Source organism: Exiguobacterium sp. s146, assembly GCF_018618415.1.
GTDB lineage: Bacteria > Bacillota > Bacilli > Exiguobacteriales > Exiguobacteriaceae > Exiguobacterium.
Genome location: NZ_JACSMA010000001.1, coordinates 190,721 through 212,837, shown reverse-complemented (window position 1 = coordinate 212,837; position 22,117 = coordinate 190,721). Strand labels below are relative to the sequence as shown.

At 53.8% G+C, this 22,117-nt stretch carries 22 protein-coding genes; 4 read left to right on the top strand and 18 right to left on the bottom strand.

Going from position 1 to position 22,117, the window contains the following annotated elements; translation table 11 throughout:
* Positions 1-1,320, bottom strand: coding sequence for a hypothetical protein (locus KNP83_RS01220; protein WP_353048503.1), 1,320 nt, complete (start codon positions 1,318-1,320; stop codon positions 1-3).
* Positions 1,321-1,489: 169 nt separating this feature from the next.
* Between KNP83_RS01220 and KNP83_RS01215 the strand changes: the two genes are divergently transcribed.
* Entirely contained in the window at positions 1,490-2,788 is a 1,299-nt protein-coding gene (locus KNP83_RS01215; RefSeq protein WP_214759547.1) for a methyl-accepting chemotaxis protein, read from the top strand.
* A gap of 39 nt (positions 2,789-2,827) precedes the next feature.
* Here the strand turns inward: KNP83_RS01215 and KNP83_RS01210 are convergent, their stop codons facing one another.
* From KNP83_RS01210 to KNP83_RS01180, 7 genes are all read right to left on the bottom strand, one after another.
* Positions 2,828-4,957 carry a (Fe-S)-binding protein gene (locus KNP83_RS01210; protein WP_214759545.1) on the bottom strand — a complete coding sequence of 710 codons (2,130 nt, stop codon included), beginning with the start codon at positions 4,955-4,957 and terminating at the stop codon, positions 2,828-2,830.
* A 90-nt stretch (positions 4,958-5,047) separates the two neighbouring features.
* Positions 5,048-5,764: a hypothetical protein gene (locus KNP83_RS01205; protein ID WP_214759539.1), complete on the bottom strand. Its 717-nt coding sequence runs from the start codon at positions 5,762-5,764 to the stop codon at positions 5,048-5,050.
* Between the two features lie 6 nt (positions 5,765-5,770).
* Positions 5,771-6,286: a GNAT family N-acetyltransferase gene (locus KNP83_RS01200; protein ID WP_214759537.1), complete on the bottom strand. Its 516-nt coding sequence runs from the start codon at positions 6,284-6,286 to the stop codon at positions 5,771-5,773.
* A gap of 132 nt (positions 6,287-6,418) precedes the next feature.
* The gene (locus KNP83_RS01195; protein WP_021066082.1) at positions 6,419-6,847 is read right to left on the bottom strand and encodes a hypothetical protein; all 429 of its coding nucleotides are present in this window, start codon (positions 6,845-6,847) and stop codon (positions 6,419-6,421) included.
* Complete coding sequence (locus KNP83_RS01190; protein ID WP_021066081.1) at positions 6,844-7,263, bottom strand: YwiB family protein; 420 nt, start codon at positions 7,261-7,263, stop codon at positions 6,844-6,846. Before KNP83_RS01190 ends, KNP83_RS01195 begins: the two co-directional genes overlap by 4 nt.
* A gap of 186 nt (positions 7,264-7,449) precedes the next feature.
* Positions 7,450-8,109 (bottom strand): Type 1 glutamine amidotransferase-like domain-containing protein, encoded by a 660-nt coding sequence (locus KNP83_RS01185; RefSeq protein WP_214759535.1) that lies wholly within the window; start codon positions 8,107-8,109, stop codon positions 7,450-7,452.
* A 94-nt stretch (positions 8,110-8,203) separates the two neighbouring features.
* On the bottom strand, positions 8,204-9,913 hold the full coding sequence (locus KNP83_RS01180; RefSeq protein WP_276689907.1) for a glycoside hydrolase family 13 protein: 1,710 nt from the start codon (positions 9,911-9,913) through the stop codon (positions 8,204-8,206).
* 213 nt (positions 9,914-10,126) lie between these two features.
* On the opposite strand from KNP83_RS01180, the gene KNP83_RS01175 reads away from it, so the two are divergent.
* The gene (locus tag KNP83_RS01175) at positions 10,127-10,591 is read left to right on the top strand and encodes a GNAT family N-acetyltransferase (protein ID WP_214759533.1); all 465 of its coding nucleotides are present in this window, start codon (positions 10,127-10,129) and stop codon (positions 10,589-10,591) included.
* A 47-nt stretch (positions 10,592-10,638) separates the two neighbouring features.
* Positions 10,639-11,403, top strand: coding sequence for a MerR family transcriptional regulator (locus KNP83_RS01170; protein ID WP_214759531.1), 765 nt, complete (start codon positions 10,639-10,641; stop codon positions 11,401-11,403).
* Between the two features lie 26 nt (positions 11,404-11,429).
* Here the strand turns inward: KNP83_RS01170 and KNP83_RS01165 are convergent, their stop codons facing one another.
* From KNP83_RS01165 to KNP83_RS01140, 6 genes are read right to left on the bottom strand one after another with little or no spacing between them, the layout of a single operon-like run.
* Positions 11,430-12,083: a hypothetical protein gene (locus KNP83_RS01165; protein ID WP_214759524.1), complete on the bottom strand. Its 654-nt coding sequence runs from the start codon at positions 12,081-12,083 to the stop codon at positions 11,430-11,432.
* 35 nt (positions 12,084-12,118) lie between these two features.
* Positions 12,119-13,120 carry a polysaccharide deacetylase family protein gene (locus KNP83_RS01160; RefSeq protein ID WP_214759522.1) on the bottom strand — a complete coding sequence of 334 codons (1,002 nt, stop codon included), beginning with the start codon at positions 13,118-13,120 and terminating at the stop codon, positions 12,119-12,121.
* A 22-nt stretch (positions 13,121-13,142) separates the two neighbouring features.
* The gene (locus KNP83_RS01155) at positions 13,143-13,727 is read right to left on the bottom strand and encodes a hypothetical protein (protein ID WP_214759504.1); all 585 of its coding nucleotides are present in this window, start codon (positions 13,725-13,727) and stop codon (positions 13,143-13,145) included.
* 12 nt (positions 13,728-13,739) lie between these two features.
* Positions 13,740-14,882, bottom strand: a complete 1,143-nt coding sequence (locus tag KNP83_RS01150) for a DegT/DnrJ/EryC1/StrS family aminotransferase (RefSeq protein ID WP_214759502.1) — start codon at positions 14,880-14,882, stop codon at positions 13,740-13,742.
* Positions 14,879-15,721, bottom strand: coding sequence for an NAD-dependent epimerase/dehydratase family protein (locus KNP83_RS01145; protein ID WP_214759493.1), 843 nt, complete (start codon positions 15,719-15,721; stop codon positions 14,879-14,881). Before KNP83_RS01145 ends, KNP83_RS01150 begins: the two co-directional genes overlap by 4 nt.
* A gap of 29 nt (positions 15,722-15,750) precedes the next feature.
* On the bottom strand, positions 15,751-17,670 hold the full coding sequence (locus KNP83_RS01140) for a polysaccharide biosynthesis protein (protein WP_214759483.1): 1,920 nt from the start codon (positions 17,668-17,670) through the stop codon (positions 15,751-15,753).
* A 420-nt stretch (positions 17,671-18,090) separates the two neighbouring features.
* Here KNP83_RS01140 and KNP83_RS01135 point away from each other — a divergent pair, with 420 nt between their 5' ends.
* Positions 18,091-18,843, top strand: coding sequence for a homing endonuclease associated repeat-containing protein (locus KNP83_RS01135; RefSeq protein WP_021066071.1), 753 nt, complete (start codon positions 18,091-18,093; stop codon positions 18,841-18,843).
* Between the two features lie 39 nt (positions 18,844-18,882).
* Here the strand turns inward: KNP83_RS01135 and KNP83_RS01130 are convergent, their stop codons facing one another.
* From KNP83_RS01130 to speE, 4 genes are all read right to left on the bottom strand, one after another.
* Positions 18,883-19,833 (bottom strand): sodium-dependent bicarbonate transport family permease, encoded by a 951-nt coding sequence (locus KNP83_RS01130; protein ID WP_214759476.1) that lies wholly within the window; start codon positions 19,831-19,833, stop codon positions 18,883-18,885.
* A gap of 193 nt (positions 19,834-20,026) precedes the next feature.
* Positions 20,027-20,395 carry a Na-translocating system protein MpsC family protein gene (locus KNP83_RS01125; RefSeq protein ID WP_021066069.1) on the bottom strand — a complete coding sequence of 123 codons (369 nt, stop codon included), beginning with the start codon at positions 20,393-20,395 and terminating at the stop codon, positions 20,027-20,029.
* A 2-nt stretch (positions 20,396-20,397) separates the two neighbouring features.
* Entirely contained in the window at positions 20,398-21,279 is an 882-nt protein-coding gene (speB, locus tag KNP83_RS01120; RefSeq protein WP_214759474.1) for an agmatinase, read from the bottom strand.
* A complete protein-coding gene (speE, locus tag KNP83_RS01115) occupies positions 21,276-22,115 on the bottom strand; it encodes a polyamine aminopropyltransferase (protein ID WP_029594637.1) in 840 nt (279 codons plus the stop codon). The genes speB and speE overlap by 4 nt, the downstream gene beginning before the upstream one ends.
* Positions 22,116-22,117: the final 2 nt, after the last annotated feature.

Below are 22,117 nucleotides of genomic sequence, written 5' to 3'. Positions count from 1 at the left end.
TTATTTTGATGTGTCGACGGTCTTTTGAATGCGCCACCAATAGAGGGTAATCAATCCGACGTTGAAAATCCACGTCAGTCCGAGCACCCCGAGCATCCAACCACGCGGGATTTTGAAGGACAACTCGGCATTCACCGATTGTCCGGTATACAGACCGTAGCCGAGCAATCCGACCATGAGCGCGGAATAGGCGACGACCATCCCGAACCGGTTCCACAGTTGCAGGAGCAACGAGGCGAACTCTTTATTGTCGCCATACGATGCATACAGATAGACGTGACCCGCACTCGCATACATCGTCTGGACGTACCCGCTCACAAACAAGACGGGGATGAACCCGATCGGCTCTAAAAATCCAACGAAGAAGAGGAGTGACGTGACGAGCAGAACGTAATACGGATGACGCGCCACGTCAAATACACGGTTCAATAGAATCCAGCCGATGACGCCCGCCAAGAACGGCAGGAACACATAGAATAAGAGCACTTGAAACGAATATAAGGCCAAACTGACGAACACAGCCCCAATCAACGTCCAGCCGCCGAACAAGCCGACGACGAACGCCAGCAGTTGGACTTGCCGCGTCTTGGTCGCGCTGACGTACGTTCGCGTCCGCTCTTGAAACAACACCCAACCGACATATCCGAGCAAAACGATCATCAGTAGAAAGATTTCCACGTATCCGCTTGCCCCTTCGAGCAGACTGAGGAGACGGCTCACCAACGTGAACACGGTGACGGCGATGAAGGCACGGACGAACTTCCCGGTCGCCCACGCCCACGTCGCCGTTTTCTCGAGCGGCAACTTTCGCACGAACAGCCACGGTAAGAGGAGACTGACGAGAAAGAGGATGACGGCGCCATTCGTCGATTGGGTCAACGTGTACGAAAACACGGAAATCCAGGTAATCAGTGTGAACACGAGCGGCAAAGAACTCCCTTTGTCTTTCCCGGCCGCTTGAGGGACAGACCGTTCACCCAATTGGGATAAAATCGTCGTCATAATCGAGCCGACGCCAATCGAGCCGACGCCGACTAAAAAGGCGCTCACTTCAATCGCCCAGGCGAACGGCCATAAGAAGCAGACAAGGCCAGCGACCAAGACGGATAGTGCCCACAAGAACGTTTGTTTCGAGCCGAGCCGCCCGATGACATACACCCATAGCAACAGCCCCGACATGCTTGCGACATAGAAAATCATGAACGGGATCAATCGCCCGACGCCGTCTTCGACTGCCATGGTGGACAAAAATAAAATTTGGGGCAAGATTTGACTGCTGAGGGCACTGACAATCGTCAATAACATGACCGCGTTCTTCACACCGGACACCTCATTTCTCAAAAATGACCGAGCCCATCTTTCTCCTCTTTCCCACTTCTAGCGCAAAAACAACAAGCTTCATCGCACATCGATTTCTTAGTTTTTTCACATTCTTGCCGATATAGAATAGAACGCTATTTTAGCTGTACGAGAAAAAGGAGAATGAAACATGTCACTGTTCCGTAAAACGAAATCTACCGCCTATACCGCGTCAATCGGTTTCCCTGATGTGACGGCAATCGCTCAACCGACCGACCCTAATTTAAATGGGCGTGCCCACTATATGGGGTACACCGCTTCCCAAGTGAAGCGACTCCAGGAAATGGCGCCGCTCGTCGAGTCGGTGTTAGATGACGTGTTGGAAAACGTGCTCGACCACTTGATGCTCCAACCCGACATGGTCCAAATCGCCAACGCCTCATCGACACGTGAGCGTTTGAAGAACGTGTTCGCCGCCTATTTCCGGAGCTTGTTGACCGGGAACATCGATGACAAGTTCCTTGCCATGCGCAAACGGATGGGCCAGACGCATCACCACTATTCGGTCCCGGTCGTCTGGTTCCTCGCGACATATTCCGCCTTCAATACGTTGCTCATCCCAAAAATCGTCGAGACGTATCAGCACGACCCGGCCCTGATGACCGAATCGCTCCTCGCATTGTCCCATGCGATGAACTTGGACGCCCAAATCGTCACCGAGCAGTATGTCGACGCCCGACTCGATGAGATCGAATCGGCGAACCAGGCACGCGCAGCACTGTTGAGCGATGTCAGCCGTGTCAGCACCGAAGTCGCGACGACGATGGAACAGACCGGTCACGCCATGTCCGAGACGAGCAAGCGGGCCCACCAAGTCTTGTCGGAGACCGAACAGACGGAGAAGATGAGCCGACACTTGATGAGCTTGACCGATACGAACGGTGAACAAATCGAACAGATGGAGTCGGAGTTCAAACAATCGGCGACGTATGTCGATGCCTCGCTCGACCGCATCACCGCGCTCAAAGACGGCTCGCAAGAGATTGTCAGCATGACCCGGAGCATCGAACAGATTGCCAACCAGACGAACTTGTTGGCGTTGAACGCGTCAATCGAGGCGGCCCGGGCCGGTGAACACGGCAAAGGCTTCGCCGTCGTCGCCACTGAAGTAAGGACGCTCGCTGAGAACGCGAAACAATTGAGCAGTCAAATCAACGTCCTCATCCACGAGAATGAGACGAATATCGCTGCGCTGCTCGAGCAGATGGGCCAGATGCATCGGACGAATGACGAGGCGATGCGCCAACTCGGCGCCGTCAAATCCGGCTTCTCGACCGTCAAAGACGAGATGGGCAATTACGTCCTATCTTTTGAACGCAATAAGCAAGACCTCGGCCAAATGGTCGAGACGATTTCCGCCATCAACGAGACGACGCAAGGCTTATCGCACTTGACGTCTTCCTTGTTGGCGACTGCTGAGATGCGCTAACGACAAAACAAGGCACGGTCCGCGGACCGTGCCTTGTTTTTATTGGACGAGTGGTTCTGGTAATTCAAGCGGAGCGAGGGAGCGATCGAGCAGTTCGACGACGTCGAACGTTCCGACCGTCTCATCGACTTCTTTCGCTTTCGTTCCGTCCGAGAGCATCGTCAAACAGTACGGACATGCCGACCCGATGACCGTCGGCTTCGTCTCGAGCAACTGCTCGGTCCGGGCCACGTTGACACGCGTCCCGACTTTCTCTTCTTGCCACATGAGACCGCCACCGGCGCCACAGCACATGCCGTTCTCACGGTTCCGTTCCGCCTCGACGAGTTCGACACCTGGGATGCGTTCCAAGACGAAACGCGGGGCGTCGTAAATACCGTTATAGCGCCCGAGGTAGCATGAATCGTGATAGACGACACGCTCGTTCACGGAGAAGTCCGGTTTGACCCGGCCCGTATCGAGTAGCTCGGCGAGGAGCTCGGTATGGTGATACACTTTCACACCCGTGAGTCCAAAGTCCGGATATTCGTTTTTGAACGTGTTATACGCGTGCGGGTCGACCGTGATGATTTTCGTGACCCCATACTTCTCGAACAATTTGATGTTCGCCTCGGCGAGTTCTTGGAACAACAGCTCGTTTCCGATGCGGCGCGGTGTATCTCCTGAGTTCTTCTCTTCATTCCCGAGGATGGCGAACGAGACGCCGGCCTTGTTTAAGACGCTCGCAAAGCTTTGCGCGACTTTTTGGCTACGGCTGTCGTATGAGCCCATCGCCCCGACCCAGAAGAGGAATTCGAACTCTTCGCCGGCTTTCTTCTTCTCTTTTGCCGTCGGGATGACGAGTTCTTCCCGGTCTTTGCGCCAATTCTCGCGCTCTTTCCGGTTCATCCCCCACGGGTTGCCTTGACGTTCGATATTGGCGACCGTACGCTGCGCTTCTGGATCCATCTTTCCTTCCATCATGACGAGGTAACGGCGCAAATCGATAATCTTGTCGACGTGCTCGTTCATGACCGGACATTGGTCCTCACAGTTGCGGCACGTCGTACATGCCCAAATCTCTTCTTCGGTGATGACGTTGCCGATCAACTCATCGGCGACAAGCATGTGTCCGTCTTGGGCCGCGGCGGCAATCTCGGCCCCTTGCGTGTTTTGGAACAAGAGCGCCGGCGCCCACGGTGACTTCCGGGTGACGGCGGCCCCTTTCATGTTCATATGGTCGCGCAGCTTGACGATGAGGTCCATCGGCGACAGCATTTTTCCAGTCCCGGTCGCGGGGCAGACGTTCGTACAGCGTCCGCACTCGACACAGGCATACAAATCGACGAGTTGTTTTTGGTTGAAGTCTTCGATTTTATTGACCCCGAAGACGACTTCTTCGTCCGACTCCTCGGCCTCTTCCATCGCCGAGAAATCGACCGGGGCGAGACGACCGACCTGGTGCGTCCGTCCGAGCCAGACGTTGAGCGTCCCGGCAATCAAGTGGGCGTGCTTGCCTTGCGGGATATAAATCATGAAGCTGAGCAAGAACAAGAGATGGAGCCACCAGAAGACGACGAACAAGGCGAAGGCAACCCCTCCCGGTACCCAAGCGAACACCGAACCGATGAGCGTCGCGACCGGTTCACCCCACATCGGAAGTTCTTCCTTATAGACGAGGTAGAACCCGTTCCCGAACAAGACCGATACCATCAGCCCACCGATGAAGATGAGGGCGAGTCCGGCCAAGAAGTTTCGTTTCAACCGCACGAGCTTCTCGATGTAACGGCGGTAGAATCCCCAAACGACCGCGACGAGAATCATGAGCATGACGATTTCTTGCATGAACGTGAAAATCGGATAGAGCGGACCGAGCGGGATGTGCGGGAAACGCGTCCCGACAGCAAGCCCTTTCCAGATGAAGTCAATAGCCCCGAACTGGACGAGGATGAACCCATAGAACATCATGACGTGAATGATGCCGCTCTTCTTGTCTTTTAACAATTTCTTTTGGCCAAACACGTTGATCATGACCTGTTCGAGCCGTTCCTTATTCGTTTGGCTCCACTCTGCCTGCTTCCCGAGCTTGATGAACGTATAGCGCTGATAGACCAGCGAGGCGAACAAATACAGTCCATAGCCGAGGACGAGCAAGAATAGAATCCAGTTGACGATTAAAAATGTAGACATCCCCAAAACTCCCCCTTATGAAAACGGATTCAATCTTGAATTCAGTATATCAAACAATGAATGAACAGTCATTCATTTTTATCGAAGGGGTCAAAAATTGAGCACATGCTTCAAGAATAAGAGGATGCCGCCATACCCGACGACCGCGAGGACGAACGTCCGGAAGTGGAGGTTGCGGTCGGATGGAAGTTCGAACTTGACGATATTCAGAATCATCGCCCCGGCGACGAATGCGAACAAGATGGCCTCGACGTGCGAGGCGAGATCGATGAAACGGGAAAAGAAACCGCCGATGAGGATGCCGCCGCTCAACAAATAACGTCCTTGCCGAAGGTAGCATTCCCCGTAATGGCGATACAAGTCGTGACCGACGGCAAGGAAGTGGACGCCGAGTGCCGTCGCGTAGAAGCTACGGGCAACGAATGTGACGGATGATGCCGTAACGACGTAAGCCGAGAACGACATATAGGCCGTCAACAGTGTCACTTGGAGCCAGTACGATACGTTCTGGTCAATCGTTTCGTCCTTAAAGTAAGGCGTTCGGACGACACGCATCGTCCCGTAAAAGACGGTAAATCCGAGCAAGCTGATTACATAAATCTCTGACGGCAAGGCCAGGTCGAGCCATTCGACCCGGAGCGTGTCTTGCCGCTTGTTCAAGGACGGCAAGAGATACATGAAAAAGTACGTGATGGCGATCCCGCTCGAAAATGAGAACCATTTTTGAGACGGTACCCGGTCTCGTGGAAACAGATAGATTCCGAAAAAATTGATCAGTGCTAAATAGACCACGATCCAGTTCGCCATCTCACGTCACCCTTTCAGTTCAATCCAAAACCGCTCGACGATTTTCCCACCTTCCGCTTTGAACGGTGTGTCCGGTATTCCTCCGTTATTCAAGATGACTTGGCGTGACGCCACGTTCGTCCGGTCACACGTAATCAACGCCCGCTCGATCCCGAGTTCCTTCGCCTTCTCGAGCGCGAGCTCGAGCTGTTTCGTCGCCAAACCGCGTCCACGTGCGCTCGGTTTGATGCCGTAACCGATGTGGCCCCCAAAATTGAGGAGATTATCATTCAATTCGTGGCGGATATTCGCCGCCCCGAGCAACTCGTCCCCGTCCGTCAGCCAATACGTCGTGCTCGGTACCCAACTGACGTTGTTCACCCGTATCTCTTTATCACGGATCTGTTTGACGTAGGACGCAAAGTCAGACGCATCGCGGTCGACCGCGTTCGGGACGATTGTCTCTTCCCGCTCCCGCCACTCCTGTAAAAATTCGAGTACTTGCGCTTGTTGCGCCATCGTTGTTTTGACGAGCTGTAGCATCTGACGTCCCCCTAATTGATTGGTCTCTTTTCATCATAACGAAGCTGATTCACGTTGAAAACAGACGTTCCAAAGACGAGATGTCGCCTTTTTATAGAATCATCTAGCAAAAAACCCGCAATCGATTGCGGGTCAGTCTTCTAATCCTAGTCGTTTTGGCATCTGTGGGGCGAGCGTACGGGCCTCGTCTAAACGGCCAGCCTCGACGAGCGTGTGGAACCGTAAAAATTCCTCGTGTGTCGCGTCACCGATGGCCGCCAAATAATCGATATAGCGTTCGTACACCGACTTGTCTTCCGGCCGCGCCTCGATCAACGCGACGTAAAGCCGGACCGTATCTTCTCCATAAAGAAGCGGGAACTCATCGTTCAACTGGAGCAACTTGTCGACCGAGTCCATATCGACACCGGTCTCGTTGTCATAGTGCCCGACGACCTGCTCAGCATGGTCCTCGAGGCGGCCACGCCACTCTTCATATTCGTCCTCGTTCGTCTCGAGCATCTCGAACCAATCCTCGTTCAACATCTCTTCAATCTTTTTCACGCGTTCTGCAAAATTCATGCGAACTCTCCTCCTTCAAACGTCCATGTGACGTCGACGTCATAATTTCCCGCCACGTCTTCGTTCATCGATAACTCGTAGACGAAGCGGCAACGGCCGTCCGCGACATCGAGTCGCTCTGTCGTCGTCGCCATCGTCATCGACATATATGGGTTTTTATATAGGCTTTGCGTCAAACGTCCTTCGATAAAGGAATGATTCATCTCGATCGGTCCTTTACAGATGAGCGCGAGCCGGCCTGTCGTATATTTGATTGTCGTCGGAACGACACCGTCTTCCCGTTCTTGATCGAACGTCAAGATGAAGCCGGTCTTCAATTCATAATAGAGCCCCTCGGCTTGCAGCTCGATCGGTTCCGCAATCTCACTGATCGTCGTCTTTTGGCGCACACGTACGCGTTTCGGTTCAATTGCCATGGTGATTCCCCTTTCCGCTGTCCCATCGTACCATATCTCGCGAACGGTCCGGAATCGGTAACTTTTTCTTTCCCGGTTCGCACGCGCTTCACACGTCGGGCCCGATCAATTTTATATTATGTGCGTGCAAGAAGTCCGCTTCAAGCAAAAGACCGCCGATGTGATCATCCGCGGCCGTTCGTTCCGTTAAAACTTCAGCCAATTCCCTTCCGAAATCACGTCTACACGCCCGTCGACGACTCGAATCGCCGTTTCGTCATCGATGGCATAGCTTGGTCCAGCCAACGTGTCTGCCCATTCAGTTGCATGCTTAGACGTGTTTTCTGGCAACATTTCGTGGTCAAGATGAGGGAAAATCGAGAAATCGACAAAACCTAAAGTCTCATCCCCCTGCTCGCCTGGTGCCTGCCACCCGACGAACTCCTCCCCGATTCGCGGCGTCATCACCATACTGCCGGCACTTAAACCGACATAGACACCCTTCCAGTCCGCCAACAGCCGCGCGACGCCAGACTGTTTCATCCAATAATGCAAGAACAGCGGGTCGCCCCCATTGACCAATAATACGTCCGCCTCGTCAAACGCCGGTCTCCAAATCGCTTCGTCGATACTTGGCAGGGCGCTCAATTCGAGAACCCCGACCGACTTCCACCCTAACTCACACATCGGCGTCGAAAAATCACCGTTGAAAAAGTTCCATGCATGATTCGTCCCGCCTGGCAACGCGTAAATCGCAGTCGGGATACAGAGGGCGGTACACTCCTCAATCGGTTTCCCTAGCAACTCGAGTAACGCTTGTTTAATCCGTTCATTTTTAATCCCGGCCGACGTCAGTAACAGTCTCATTCCAATACCTCCTCGTCTTTTCTATTTATATGAATTCGTGCTCTCTCTTCATTTCCCTGTACGCAAAAAAGACAGGGAATGTCCCTGTCTTGGATTAACTCATTTTATAGACGCGCCCCTCGAACGGCTTCAAGTGGACGAGTGTCGTCTCATCATGCGGCTCGAGCGGCATGTTTTGCAAGACGACGTCTTCCGAACGAAGCGTGAGCTCCGTCGCAAAGATCGCTTCTTTCCCCGTCAAGTTCGTCATGACAAGGTATTGCGAGTCACCAAGCGTACGCGTGTACGCGTAAATCTCTGGATGCTCCGGCAAGACGATGTCATACGTCCCGTAAACGAACGTCTCGTCTTGCTTGCGAAGACGAATCATCTCTTTATAGAAGTTGAGAATCGAGTCGTCGTCTTCGAGCTGGGCGTCGACGTTGATGTCCGTGTAGTTCGGATTGATGCCGAACCAAGGCGTCTCTGCGAACGTGAAGCCCGCATTCCGGGCATTGCTCCACTGCATCGGTGTGCGCGTGTTATCCCGTGACGAGTTCCACGTGATGTCCATCATCTCCTCATGGCTCTTGCCATGTTCGAGACCGATGTAATAGCGGTTTCGCGTCGCGATATCATCGTACTGGTCAATCGAGTCGAACTTCACGTTCGTCATGCCGATCTCTTGGCCTTGATAGATGAACGGCGTCCCTTGCATGAGGAAATACATCATCGCAATCGATTTCGCGCTCTCTTTCCAATAGCGCTCGTCATCACCCCATGACGACACGGTCCGTGTCTGGTCGTGGTTCTCGACATAAAGGGCATTCCAGCCGTCTTCTTCGAGACCTTTTTGCCATTTTGTAAGGACGTTCTTCAAATGGACGACGTCGAGCTTCGACTCGGCGTCTTCGCGCCAGAGACCCATGTGTTCAAATTGGAACACCATGTTCATCTTGCCTTCCTTCTCGCCGACCCAAAGATGGGCATCGTCAGGCGACACGCCGTTCGCTTCACCGACCGTCATGATGTCGTGCTTGTTGAACGTCTCATCGCGAAGTTCTTCCAAGTAACCGTGAATCCCGTCGACGTTCATGTGCATCTCGAACGATGGCACGAAGTCGAGGCCTTCTGGGTTCGGCAAATCGCCGAACGATGGATGTTTGCGGATGTGGCTGATGGCATCGACACGGAAGCCGTCAATGCCTTTGTCGAGCCACCAGTTAATCATGTTATAGATTGTCTGGCGCATCTCGGCGTTCTCCCAGTTCAAGTCTGGTTGTTTCTTCGAGAAGACGTGCAAGAAATATTGCTCCGTCGTCTCATCGAACTCCCAGGCCGACCCGCCGAAGATTGACTCCCAGTTGTTCGGTTTCGAACCATCTGGTTTTCCGTCGCGCCAAATATACCAGTCGCGTTTCGGGTTGTCTTTCGAGCTCTTCGATTCGATGAACCATGGGTGCTCGTCCGACGTATGGTTGACGACGAGATCGAGCAACAGCTTCATGCCGCGTGCATGGACTTCCGTCAACAGACGGTCGAAATCTTCCATCGATCCGAACTCGTCCATGATGTCCTGATAGTCGCTAATGTCATAGCCGTTGTCATCATTCGGCGACTTATACATCGGACAAATCCAGATGACGTCGACGCCGAGGTCTTTCAAATAGTCGAGCTTATCGATGATGCCTTGGATGTCGCCGATTCCATCGCCGTTCGCATCGTAGAAGCTGCGCGGGTAGATTTGATAAGCGACGGCTTCTTTCCACCAGTTTCGTTTCAGTGTTTTCGTTTGTGTGTGTTGGTCACGTTGTAAAAGTTGCATGTCTCAATGATACTCCCTTATCCCTAAACTCACTGCGCATCCTATATAATAATATCAGTGCTGTTGTCTTTATATTGCATTAGCGCAATCGTTTGCACGATGCACTACGTTTATCTTAACAAAAATTCGAAATCAATACAAAGAGTGTTTCAACAGCTTACTCACCGTGTACCCTACACGAATTTGAAATGAAATGAAAGTGAGGCGACTTATATGATCCGTTTGGCCACACAGGCCGATTTTCCCGCGATCGATCAACTGATTTTAATGAAAGCCCAAGCATTTCGGGCAGCCGGAAAAACGCAATGGGTGAAATATTTGGAACCGAGCCGGACCGATTTCGTGACGCATGACGTCACGAACGGGACCGTGTATGTATATGAAACAAATGGAACCATCACCGGGTCGGTCAGTTTGATTCCGCCGACGTCATGGGATGAGAATTTATGGGACGACCCCGGGGTGGCCGTCTATTTGCATCGTCTCGTTGTCGACGACCAGATGAAAGGCCAAAAAATCGGCGAACAATTGATGCGTCACGCGCTCGCAGCGACGTCGGACCGGATTCGCCTCGACTGCGTCGCCACGAACTCTTTTTTGAACGCCTATTATCCCCGCTTCGGCTTCCGGTACATCGGCGAACGGGATGGTTTTTCTTTGTTTGAAAAAGAGGCTTGACCTTGACGCGACGTCAACGTGTACGCTGAATCCAAGGAGGTGAGGACATGTATACGATTCAACAGCTCGCAACGCTCGCTGGCACGACCACACGGACACTACGGCACTATGACGCGGTCGGTCTGCTTGTTGCCGAGCGTGACACCAACGGGTATCGCCGTTACTCGTCACAGGACGCCGAGCGGTTGCAGACGATTTTGCTGTATCGCTCGCTCGACTTTCCACTCGAGACGATTCAAGTGTTACTCGAAGCCGAACCGTTCGATCGGACCCGTGCCCTCGAGGAGCAAGTGACCGCCCTACGCGCGAAGGCCGCCTATTTCGCGACACTCGCCGAGACGGCGGAATCGACGCTCACCTCACTGAGAGGAGGAATTCCAATGGAAGACAAATCGTTGTTCAACGGCCTATCGTTTGACGAACTGAAAGCCCATGAAGCGAAACACGAGCCCGAGGTCGTGGAGCGCTGGGGCGAGATCGAGGCGTACAAGACGTCACGTGCGCGCGCCGACAAGCGCTCGAAAGAAGATTGGGAAGCGCTCAGTCAACAACAAGTCAATCTCGTCAAACCGCTCTTCGACTTATTCACGGCCGGTGTCCCAGTCGAAGACCCGCGTGTTCAAGCGGCCGTCCAGGCGAACCACGCGTTCATCAACGACCAGTTCTATGAATGCTCGCTCGACATGTTCAGCGGACTCGGACAGATGTACGTTATGGACGAGCGCTTCACCGCGTTTTATGACAAGTACGCGCCAGGACTTGCCGTCTATTACAATGACGCCATTCAACACTATTGCATCACCCAAAGCTAAACGGCCAAAGCATCGCGCTTTGGCCGTTATTTCGCCGTTCGGCGGTCATACACGTCCTCCTTTAACAGCAACTCAATGTGTCGTCTCAGGAGGGGTAACATGGTAGTGAGCTGTAAATATGGGTATGTGGCAAAGTTATCCGTCCCGCCGATATAGAGCACGGCACGGTCGACCACGGACCATCCCCGCTCGGTCCACTGTTCGATTCGTGTCTCACAGACGTCCGGTTTGGCCCGGAACGCCCAGTATGCCTCAATCTGTCCTTCTGCAATCGTTGGTTTGACCGTCAACACCGGACAGTCGAATCGGGCGAGGACACTCGGATCAATCGGTCCCGTCTCATGGGTGACGATGAGTTGCGGGTCGAGACGGTCGAGCCACATCGTCGTCTTCGTATCGTTCAAGGAAGTGACCCGGAGGATGTGATGGAACGGAATCGGCTCATCGTTCAACGGATAGCGTCCTTTCAGTTCTCGAATCCGGGCCCGGCTCGATACGCGCATGAGGGGCGCCATCGACCGGACATAGGCGTGTGTCAGCCAATGGTTGATCGATTCGGGTCGATGCTCACTCGGACCGTCCTCTTGAATCACATGGGTCACCCCTAAATTGCGAATCGCCTGATAAACGTAGGCGGATGTGCGATGTTCCCCGATGAGCAATACGATTGGTCGGCCCATGGCGTTTCCCTCCCTCCATTTCCTTTGAATGCCGCTCATCCGTGACACTCCTGTGTCGAAACGATAGCCGGACGGCACCGGTTCGCCACTTCTTCCATCGACAAACTTTCAAATTGATACGTCTGGCGGAGCGTCTCGTAATGCGCGACGATTTCGCTCAACATCGCCATGTTTTCCGCTAAATGTTTCCCGAAGTTGTGCGGGTGCCACCACAGATGGAATACTTGCCCGGTTTTAGCGGCATGGGTCATGCTGCGCTTGATGCGACGCAATTTGAGACGGTCAAGGAAGCGGAGCGCCGGCACGTACGGACGGAGAAAGCGGCTCGAAGGCACGTTATAAGGAGACGATTGCCGAATGGCGTCCCATGAGACGGTGTGATGTCCGGTCAAGTTCACGTAGGCGTCCAGCAGACGAAGGGCCCGTCGGCCTAATCCCTCATCCCCTCTCGCGTCGGCCCGATAAATGTAATGGGTCTCATTGCCGCGATAGACATCGATTCCGACTTCTTGAGCTGCCTTGAAATGCGCCGGACTCGATTGATTGCGTGGATAGACGATACTTTGAATCGGGACGTCTCGCCGTGCCGCCACACGCTTCGCCGCCTCGAGGTCGGCCTTGAACGCCTCGATGGTCACACCTTCCTCGAGACAAGAGAGATGACAATACGTATGAGTTCCAATCGTTTGGCCAGGTGTGGCGATGATTTGATCGACGAGCGACTTCCCGAAGTGATACGGATCGGTCGCCTCGTCCGCCCCGACATGTTGCATCCAGTTGTATGAAGAATATTCGGGGTGACGGTACGCCGGTTGAATCGTCGGCAAGTCTTTCAACAGTTCCGCTTTCGTCTCGTAGAACAGGAAGCCGACGGTCGCCCACGTCACATGAATTTGATGCGCGGCAAACAAGTCGAGCAGGCTCGGCACGACTTGCCGGACCCCGAGCAGATTTTCGCCATACGCCTCAATCGTCGTGCCGTCAAACGTGCCCCAATTCAATTCAAAATCTAACGAGATGACAAATGCTCCGTTCATCGTGATTCCTCCTCCTCCATGTTCACTTCTTCCCATTGCACGACTCACGAAGCTCCAATTCGGCGAGTGCCCGTTTCCAAGATCCATACCGTCGCGATATTTTGGCGACACTCGGTCGTTTATGTCGTTTGGCCCATTTCTGATACGTGACGGCGTTGAATGGGACCACGACCCGGCTTGCTTCGAGTAACGATTGGACGATTTCTGCTTTTTCACGTTCTGGTTGGGCGGTAAAATGGAGTTCTTCTAAACGCTCAACCGTTTTCACGGCCAGACTCCAAGACCCGAAGTGGGAAATAATATCACCTAGGGAAGGGGCGACTTGACCTTTGGCCCATTGTTGATAGTGGGTGCTCGTCAATCTCCCTTCCTGTTCAAGTGCGAGCCGAAGTGCTGCGATGAGTTCTTGTTGGGTATACTGTTTGCGGGATTCGACGAGCCCGGCCGCTTTTAACGCACCGGTCCATGACCCATAAAAATTGAGAACGTCGAGGAACGTCGGGACGTCTCGGTCTCGGCTCCAGAGCTGATATTGTTTGACAGTGAGGGTCGGAGTCAGAGATGCAGCGGCTCGAAGCGACTGGATAATCTCTGCTTCCCGGTTCATCGTTCGTCCTCCTCAGACACTTTGTTCGGTCACGATTGTACGTGTATCGAGTACCGTCTGGATGACTTGCTGTTGTTCTCCGAGCGTCAAATCAGATCCCGACGGAAGACAGATGCCGTTTTCGAAGAGTCGGCGACTGACGTCTTCTCCGTCGACCGACACGTATTCTGCATCGCGGTAAACGGGCTGTAAGTGCATCGGCTTCCAGACGGGACGCGACTCGATTCCGGCCGTGGCGAGACGCTCCATCAACGTGTCACGGTGCAACTCGGTCTGATCCAGCTGCATGGCCGTGAGCCAACGATTGGCCCGTGAATACGGGACCTCTTGTTGATACGTCGTCCCGAGTTGCCGGAACATGCGCTCGTAACGGGCGAAGACGCGGCGTCTCGCTTGGACGCGTTGTTCGATCACTTCGAGCTGGCCCCGGCCGATTCCGGCCGAGACGTTACTCAACCGATAGTTATATCCGACTTGTTCATGCTCATAATGCGGGGCATCTTCCCGGGCTTGCGTGGCCAATTTGAGCGCCAACTGTCTCGTTTCTTCATTCGGCACCATCAGCATGCCACCGCCTGACGTCGTAATGATTTTATTACCGTTGAACGAATAGAAGCCGATGTCACCGATCGTGCCCGTCATCTGCCCGTGCCATGTCGAGCCGAGTGATTCGGCCGCATCTTCAATCAACGGGACACCATATTCGCGGCAGATGTGGCGAATCTCGCCGATTTTTGCGACAACGCCGTAGAGATGCACGACGATGACCGCTTTCGGAAGTTTCCCTTTCGTCGCCGCTTGAACGAACGCTTTCCGGAGCGCGTCCGGTGACATGTTCCACGTCGTCGTTTCCGAATCGATAAAGACCGGGATCGCCCCGACATAACGGATCGGGTTGACCGATGCCACGAACGTGAGCGATTGACAGAAGACCGTGTCATTCATTCCGACACCGAGGGTAAGTAACGCCAAATGGAGGGCAGCCGTGCCCGAGCTTGTCGCCAAGGCGTGAGGATGGTCCGTGTAAGCGGCCACTTCCGCTTCAAACGCATTGACGTTCGGGCCGAGCGGCGCGATCCAATTGCTCGCGAACGCCTCTTCGATATAAGCCATCTCACGTCCGGACATATGCGGCTTCGATAATAAGATGTTCATTTGATGCCCTCCTTCATCATGTTTTTATACGAGATATACCAGTCGACGACTTGCTCGAGCCCTTCAAATAACGATGTACTCGGGCTGAAGCCGATCAACGTATCGAGCGTCGGGATAGCCGACTGGCGAAGCATCGATTCCCGCATCGGTAGCGACGTCTTGGCTGACTTGTTGAGGATATGGCCGACATCGGACAGTAACGTTTGAACGTTCACGTAGTCCGAGGCCGGGATTTGAAAGTAACCGACGGGCGACAGCCCCGTTTGAACCAAACGCAATAGTCGAACGACCGACTCGACGACGTCATCGATATAGGAGACGTTGATGATATCCGTCGCATAATAGCCGGAGAGACGAACCCCGCGGTCGACGGCGACGATTGCTTTGGATACGAGTGTAGTGGCATCGTCCCAAGGGCCGAAGACGTCTTCCGTGAAGAGATGGATGGCGGGACCTTCTTCGTTCACTTCCTGTATCGGGAGGTCAAACGTGATGAACGACTTGAGCGGCACACGTTTCGTATGCAGTGCGATATATCGCTTCATCAGCTCATAACGTTCGAGTGGGTCGTCGACGGTACGGGTCGAACATAAGATGATGTGATGCGGGTCATGTCGATTCAACATGCTGCGCATGACCGTCTTGTTCGCGAGTGTTGTACGAATCAATTGAAACTGCGGGTGCGTCAAGACGTAGAGACGTTGTTTGGCGATTCTCGTCTTGTGTCGTCCCTCATCATCGATGCCGACGACATCAAACCCTTCTTGTAACAGTCGACGTGCCAGATGGAACCCTTGAAAACTGGCGACGCCGACGATGAGCACTGTTTGATCGACCATCGTTCTCCCCTCCTCGCTCATAGTGGCGTTCAGTTCCCATCGGCGAGACGTGACGCGGCGATATGAGGACGCATTCGTTTCCCTCCGTGTGTGAACAGCCGTTCGATGTCTCGGTCGAGGTCGTCACTGTTGGCGATGAACAGCAACAGATACATCAACGCGTCACGGTCATCGCGGAACGTTTCAATCAGATGCAAGACGGAGGAGACGGTTTTGAACGGGCGGGTCTGACCGACGAAGATTTTCGGGAAGACGTTCGCTTCCGGACCGAGCTCACTTTCAGCCAACAGTTCTTCGTACAACTTCTCACCGGGGCGAATCCCTGTAACCTCGATGCCGATTTGGTCGGTCGTGAAGCCGCTCAACTCGATCATCTTTTTCGCCAAATCGATGATTTTGACCGGGTCACCCATATCGAGCACGAACACTTCACCGCCTCGCGCTAAGACGCTCGCTTGAATGACGAGGCGACTCGCTTCCGGAATGGTCATGAAGTAACGGGTCATCTCGGCGTCGGTGACGGTGACCGGTCCCCCGCGTAAAATTTGTTCTTTAAACAGCGGGACGACCGAGCCGCGGCTGCCGAGAACATTCCCGAAGCGCACGACCGCGAAAATCGTGTCGCTGGCACGTGCCTTCTCTTGAACGACCATCTCGGCGATGCGTTTCGTCGAACCCATCACATTTGTCGGGTTGACCGCCTTATCCGTCGAAATCATGATGAAGCGATTCACTTTGTGCCGGGCCGCGACGTCGACCATATGTTTCGTTCCGTAAATATTGTTTTTGACGGCTTCGAGCGGATTGTCTTCCATGAGTGGAACGTGTTTGTGGGCGGCGGCGTGATAGACGATGTCCGGTTTATACATCCGGAACACTTCTTCAAGCCGGGCCTCATCCTGCACATCACCGATGACGGGATAAAGCACCGTGTCCGTCCCGAGTTCGCGCAGCTCGCGTTCAATCAAGTAAATACTGTTCTCGCCGTGACCGAGGAGAATCATTTCAGCCGGGGCAAATTTGATGAGCTGACGGCACAGTTCCGCACCGATGGATCCGCCGGCACCCGTGACGAGTACCGTCGCTCCTTCCACATGACTAGAAATTCCAGATATGTCCAACTGGACCGGTTCTCGGCCTAGCAAGTCTTCGATTTTCACTTCGCGGATTTCACTGATGGAGACCTTCCCGGTCGCGAGCTCCGAGATCATCGGTAACGCATGGGACTCAGCACCCGTCTTCTCAATCCGCTTGAGCAAGGCAAGTCGTCGCGCATAGGACAGGCTTGGGATGGCCAAAATCACGACTTCAATCCCGTGCTCTTGGATGATGCGCTCTAAATCGTCCGTTACCCCGAGCACTGGAACACCGTGCACGTAAAGCGACTGTAAGTGCGGGTTGTCATCGAGTAGACCGACGACGCAGAGAACGGTCGTCCGATGTTCTTTCAACTCACGGACGATCAACTGGCCCGAATCACCAGCCCCGATGATGAGCGCTTTTCGTCCGGGATGATTGGAGTGCGGTTTGAACACATCGAATACGTGGTTGCGGGCCAAGAATCGCGTGAACAAAATCAAGTTGAAGGCGAGCAACCCTTGGACAGCGATGATCATGCCGAGCCCTGCCCCGAAGTGGAACTGGTTGTAGGCGTACAACACCAAGTCACTGCTCAGTAAGGCGATAGCGACTTGTTTCATCTCATGGACCGAGGCGTAACGCCAGTCGATACGATGGATTTTTAACACCGTCCCGACGAGACTGAAGCTGATGATTTTGATACCGACCATCATCAACATTTCGCTCGATTCGAGCGCCGCGTACGACGTAATCGTCGAGAACAGCAATTCAAACGTCGCATAGAGCACAAATGAGACGATCAAGATGTCAAGACATAAGAACAGCAAATTCCGTTGATTCTTCCGATACACGTTCACAAGTGTTGCCATGGTAGTTCGCACCTCCAAGAGTCTGAGTTGTTCGTTCGTGGTGTGGGTTGGAATGCGCAAAAGATGCGTCGATGCTAGTAAACTACCCGACTCTTCTCGACAAATTTAAAGATAAAACAAGCTTTTTCTCATGAACGACACAGATGGCAACAAAGGAGTTCACGAAATTATTATCATGATTTCTTTCATATAATGAATAATTGTCGGACAAACGGGAAATGGAAATATACATAACCCGAATTGGGTATCGTTTACATTATCTTGAATTTCGTCTAAAACATCATGTAAGGAGGGAAACATCGATCGCACGCATTCTTTTTGACTAGCTCGTTGACTCTTCAACCAATACAAGCTGTTCATTCACACCAAGAGACCTTCCGAGACGCTCGCTGCGTCTCCCTCCAAAGGAGAGACACCAAGATGAAAAAATGGACACGCCCTCAAATCGTACAAGCATTACAGTTAGCTGCTCAAGAACATGCCGAGCTCGATTCGAAACGGTACAGCGTTTGGTCGCAAACCAAAAACGTGCCGTCCCTTTCCACCGTCATCCACCAGTTCGGGTCTTGGCGCGAGGCACTCGTCGCCGCCCAAATTCAAATGTCGTTCCATTACTATTCCGATGAAGATATCCTTCGGGCATTGAATCAAGCCGCTGAAGAACTTTCGCTCTTCACGAGCCAAACGTATCGGGAGTGGTCGAAAGTGACCCGTTCCCCGTCGCTCACGTTAATCAGCAGCCGGTTCGGCTCTTGGTCGAACGCGCTCCGGGAAGCGAAACTTCAGACGACCGCGGCGAAAAATAATGAAGAACGGATTATTCAAGCGTTGATTGAAGCGTCAGAGGAACTCGAGCGTCTCACATCCCAGCACTACGCCATCTGGGCCCAAGAGCGCGGCTATCCGACGGTCGCGACAATCGCGCGGAAGTACGGATCGTGGAGCTACGCCTTGTTCGTCCTCGATATCGCCCCACCGAAGCGGAAATGGGATGAAGAAGATGTCATCGAGGCGCTTCGGGTCGCTAGACAAGAGTTGTCTCACTTCAGCATCCTCCATTATCGGAAATGGGCCGAAGGACGAAACGTGCCGAGCACATCGACCATCAACGCCTTATTCGGCAGTTGGACGGCGGCGTTAAAATGTATGGAAGAACAAAAAGTGAATCAATAACAACAGGCCCGGTCTCAACTCGTGAGAACGGGCCTGTTTTCAGGTGACGATTGAAATGAATAGCGGGATGCCGACGAGCAGATTGAACGGGAACGTGACGGCGAGGGCGAGCGTCAAATAAAACGATGGCTCCGCTTCAGGTACCGACGCCTGTAGCATGGCCGGGGCGGCGATATATGACCCGCTCGCGGCGAGCGTCATGAAGAGAATCGTTCCCCCGTCCGACAGTCCGGCCATCCCGGCCGCGATGTAACCGATGACGGCCCCGACGAGCGGAAACGCCATGCCGATGACTAAAAACTTGAGGCCATAGGACGGCACCGCCTTCAACTGATGACCGACCTTGACGCCTAGGCTGAGCAGGAACAAGAGCAAGACGCCCGGGAACAAGTCGATGAAAAACGGTTCGAGCGCTGATGTATCCGGTGTGACGATTCCGACGACGAGACCGGCCAACAACAGCAGGATGCTCTTTGAGAGCAGACTGTCGCGGATGACCGTGAGCGATTGAGTCGGGGCCGCCGTAATCCCGAGGACACGGCTCTGATTGTAGAGCAACAGCGCGACGACGAGACCCGGAATCTCGAGCACGACGACGAGCGTCGTCATGAACGGTTCATAGACGATACCGAGACGTTCGAGCTGGGCCGTCGCGGCGACATATGTCACGAGCGAGACCGAGCCGAACGTGGCCGCCATGGCGATCCGTTCCGGGAACGTGAATTTGAGTAGCGAGCCGATTCCAAAGGCGACGAGCGGCAAGATGATGCCGACGACGAGCGTCACTGCCAGCGGGAGCGCCAACTCGTCCATCGACACCGAGGCGAGACCGATTCCCCCTTTCAACCCGATGGCGAGCAGTAAGTACAAGTTGAGCGTGATGCTGAGCGACTCTGGGATTCGTAAATTCGATTTGCCGAGAGCGGCAATCACACCGGTCACGAATAGGAGCACCGGGGCGCTCGTCAATAAAAACGTCAATAGTTCCATACATTTCCTCCTAGACGACAAAAGCGCACACCAAAGAAAGGTGTGCGCTGCATGCCGACGGCTCGAACATGTTCGCTCCGTCTAGCCGACAACTGTCGGATGTGTAGTTAGTCAGCTCCGGGTCAGGACGAAGGGGATGTCTCGCGGGCACCACCCATCCTGAACCGTCTCTGCTTCTAGTGTAAAAACGTCGTCACGGCTTGTCAATCCCGTTCTCCCACGGTGCATCGAGTCGAAAGACGATGAGGCGTTCCCCTGTCTTCGTGCTGATGTCCGTATGGAGCGAGACGAGTCGCCGCCCGAGTACGTCGTGCACGATGGCCTCGAGCTGAGGCCGACCGGATTCGACGAGGTTGTTGCGGTACTTCTTCAATTGCTCGCGTCCGGCCGATTTGGCGGCCAGTTCGTACTCGGCCGGGGTCAAGACGCCTTGGAGCGTCACGATCGCCAGGTCGCGGAGCAAATCTGCTTTACACGTCAAGGAACCGCGTCCGAGATACTCTTTCTCCCATTGGGTGATGCGAGCACTCAGCTCCATCTCGAGCTGACCTTTTTTCGGCATCGTTACTTCACGAACCCAATCATCATCTCGCGAAGAATCTTCGCGGCGGCGATGGCCGTCATGTCCGACTGATCGTACGCCGGTGACACTTCGACGAGGTCGGCCCCGATGACGTCGACGTCAGCGTTCGCGATGGCGTGGACCGCTTCAAGCAATTCCTTCGTCGTGATACCGCCGATCTCTTGCGTACCCGTTCCCGGTGCTGCCGATGGGTCGAGGACGTCGATGTCGATCGTGACGTACACTTTCTTCCCGGCGAGCGTCGGCAACACGCGTTTGAGCGGTTCGATCACTTCATATTTATACATGTTATAGCCAACTTCTTTGACCCAGTCGAACTCTTCCTTCATCCCAGAACGAATCCCGAACGAGTAGCAGTTCGATGGTCCAATCAAGTTGGCCGCTTTTTTGAGCGGTGTCGAGTGCGACAACGGCTCGCCTTCGTATTCGTCACGGAGGTCCGTGTGCGCATCGAAGTGAAGAATGACGAAATCATCGCCGTACGCGTCATGCATCGCTTTGATGACCGGCCAAGTGACGAGGTGCTCCCCACCCATACCGAGCGGGAACTTGCCTGCTTGGATGACGTCCTTGACGAACGACTCGATCATATCGAGCGATTTTTGGGCGTTCCCGAACGGAAGCGGGATGTCCCCGGCGTCATAGACGGCGGCTTCACTCAAGTCTCCGTCCAAGTACGGGCTATATTCTTCAAGACCGATTGAGACTTCACGGATTCGGTTCGGGCCGAAACGTGAACCCGGACGGAAACTGACCGTCCAGTCCATCGGCATCCCGTAAAGGACCGTCTTCGCGTCCGTCACTTCTGGCAGGCTCGCGATGAACACTTTGCCTGAGTAGGCTTCATCGAAACGTTTAATCATTTCGTCAAGTCCTCCACGAATTTCGGAAGCACGAAGGCCGCGTTGTGAAGCTTCGGCGTATAGTACTTCGTCTCGATGTCATGGAACCGCTCCGGTGCCACTGCTTCCGGGTCGTACTGCTTCGAACCGATTGTGAACGTCCACATGCCGCTCGGGTACGTTGGTACGTTCGCCGTGTAGAGCTTCGTAATCGGGAAGATCTCTTTCACGTCACGTTGGACCGTTTGAATGAGCTCTGGCGTGAACCATGGGTTGTCCGTCTGTGCGACGAAGATGCCATCGGCTTTGAGCGCTCTCGAGATGCCAGCGTAGAATCCTTTCGTGAACAAGTTGGCCGCTGGGCCGACCGGTTCTGTCGAGTCGACCATGATGACATCGTACTCGTTCTCAGACTCGGCGATATGCATGAAGCCGTCGCCGACGATGACTTCGACGCGCGGGTTGTCGAGCTCGCCTGCGATATTTGGTAAGTATTTCTTCGAATATTCAATGACTTTCCCGTCGATGTCGACGAGAACTGCTTTTTCGACTGATGGGTGTTTCATAATCTCACGGATGACGCCGCCGTCTCCGCCGCCGACCACGAGCACGTGCTTCGGATTCGGGTGTGTAAAGAGTGGGACGTGAGCCACCATTTCGTGATAGACGAATTCGTCCTTATCCGTCGTCATGACCATTCCGTCAAGCAACAACATTGTTCCGAACTCGTCCGTTTCGACCATCTCTAGTCGTTGAAACTCCGTTTGTTCGCTCTCATAAACGTGGTTTACACGGAACGTGATTCCGTAATCTTCTGTCTGGTGCTCCGTAAACCATAATTTTAATTTTTGGTCCATCG

Bases quoted from the DNA above. Each gene is read 5' to 3' on its own strand.
- speB (WP_214759474.1), bottom strand. From the start codon at position 21,279: ATGATTAAACGTTTCGATGAAGCCTACTCAGGCAAAGTGTTCATCGCG.
- KNP83_RS01185 (WP_214759535.1), bottom strand. From the start codon at position 8,109: ATGAGACTGTTACTGACGTCGGCCGGGATTAAAAATGAACGGATTAAA.
- KNP83_RS01205 (WP_214759539.1), bottom strand. From the start codon at position 5,764: ATGGCGAACTGGATCGTGGTCTATTTAGCACTGATCAATTTTTTCGGA.
- KNP83_RS01200 (WP_214759537.1), bottom strand. From the start codon at position 6,286: ATGCTACAGCTCGTCAAAACAACGATGGCGCAACAAGCGCAAGTACTC.
- KNP83_RS01215 (WP_214759547.1), top strand. From the start codon at position 1,490: ATGTCACTGTTCCGTAAAACGAAATCTACCGCCTATACCGCGTCAATC.
- KNP83_RS01150 (WP_214759502.1), bottom strand. From the start codon at position 14,882: ATGAACATCTTATTATCGAAGCCGCATATGTCCGGACGTGAGATGGCT.
- KNP83_RS01170 (WP_214759531.1), top strand. From the start codon at position 10,639: ATGTATACGATTCAACAGCTCGCAACGCTCGCTGGCACGACCACACGG.
- KNP83_RS01160 (WP_214759522.1), bottom strand. From the start codon at position 13,120: ATGAACGGAGCATTTGTCATCTCGTTAGATTTTGAATTGAATTGGGGC.
- KNP83_RS01210 (WP_214759545.1), bottom strand. From the start codon at position 4,957: ATGTCTACATTTTTAATCGTCAACTGGATTCTATTCTTGCTCGTCCTC.
- speE (WP_029594637.1), bottom strand. From the start codon at position 22,115: ATGGACCAAAAATTAAAATTATGGTTTACGGAGCACCAGACAGAAGAT.
- KNP83_RS01165 (WP_214759524.1), bottom strand. From the start codon at position 12,083: ATGGGCCGACCAATCGTATTGCTCATCGGGGAACATCGCACATCCGCC.
- KNP83_RS01125 (WP_021066069.1), bottom strand. From the start codon at position 20,395: ATGCCGAAAAAAGGTCAGCTCGAGATGGAGCTGAGTGCTCGCATCACC.
- KNP83_RS01195 (WP_021066082.1), bottom strand. From the start codon at position 6,847: ATGAATTTTGCAGAACGCGTGAAAAAGATTGAAGAGATGTTGAACGAG.
- KNP83_RS01155 (WP_214759504.1), bottom strand. From the start codon at position 13,727: ATGAACCGGGAAGCAGAGATTATCCAGTCGCTTCGAGCCGCTGCATCT.
- KNP83_RS01140 (WP_214759483.1), bottom strand. From the start codon at position 17,670: ATGGCAACACTTGTGAACGTGTATCGGAAGAATCAACGGAATTTGCTG.
- KNP83_RS01130 (WP_214759476.1), bottom strand. From the start codon at position 19,833: ATGGAACTATTGACGTTTTTATTGACGAGCGCCCCGGTGCTCCTATTC.
- KNP83_RS01180 (WP_276689907.1), bottom strand. From the start codon at position 9,913: ATGCAACTTTTACAACGTGACCAACACACACAAACGAAAACACTGAAA.
- KNP83_RS01145 (WP_214759493.1), bottom strand. From the start codon at position 15,721: ATGGTCGATCAAACAGTGCTCATCGTCGGCGTCGCCAGTTTTCAAGGG.
- KNP83_RS01135 (WP_021066071.1), top strand. From the start codon at position 18,091: ATGAAAAAATGGACACGCCCTCAAATCGTACAAGCATTACAGTTAGCT.
- KNP83_RS01175 (WP_214759533.1), top strand. From the start codon at position 10,127: ATGATCCGTTTGGCCACACAGGCCGATTTTCCCGCGATCGATCAACTG.
- KNP83_RS01190 (WP_021066081.1), bottom strand. From the start codon at position 7,263: ATGGCAATTGAACCGAAACGCGTACGTGTGCGCCAAAAGACGACGATC.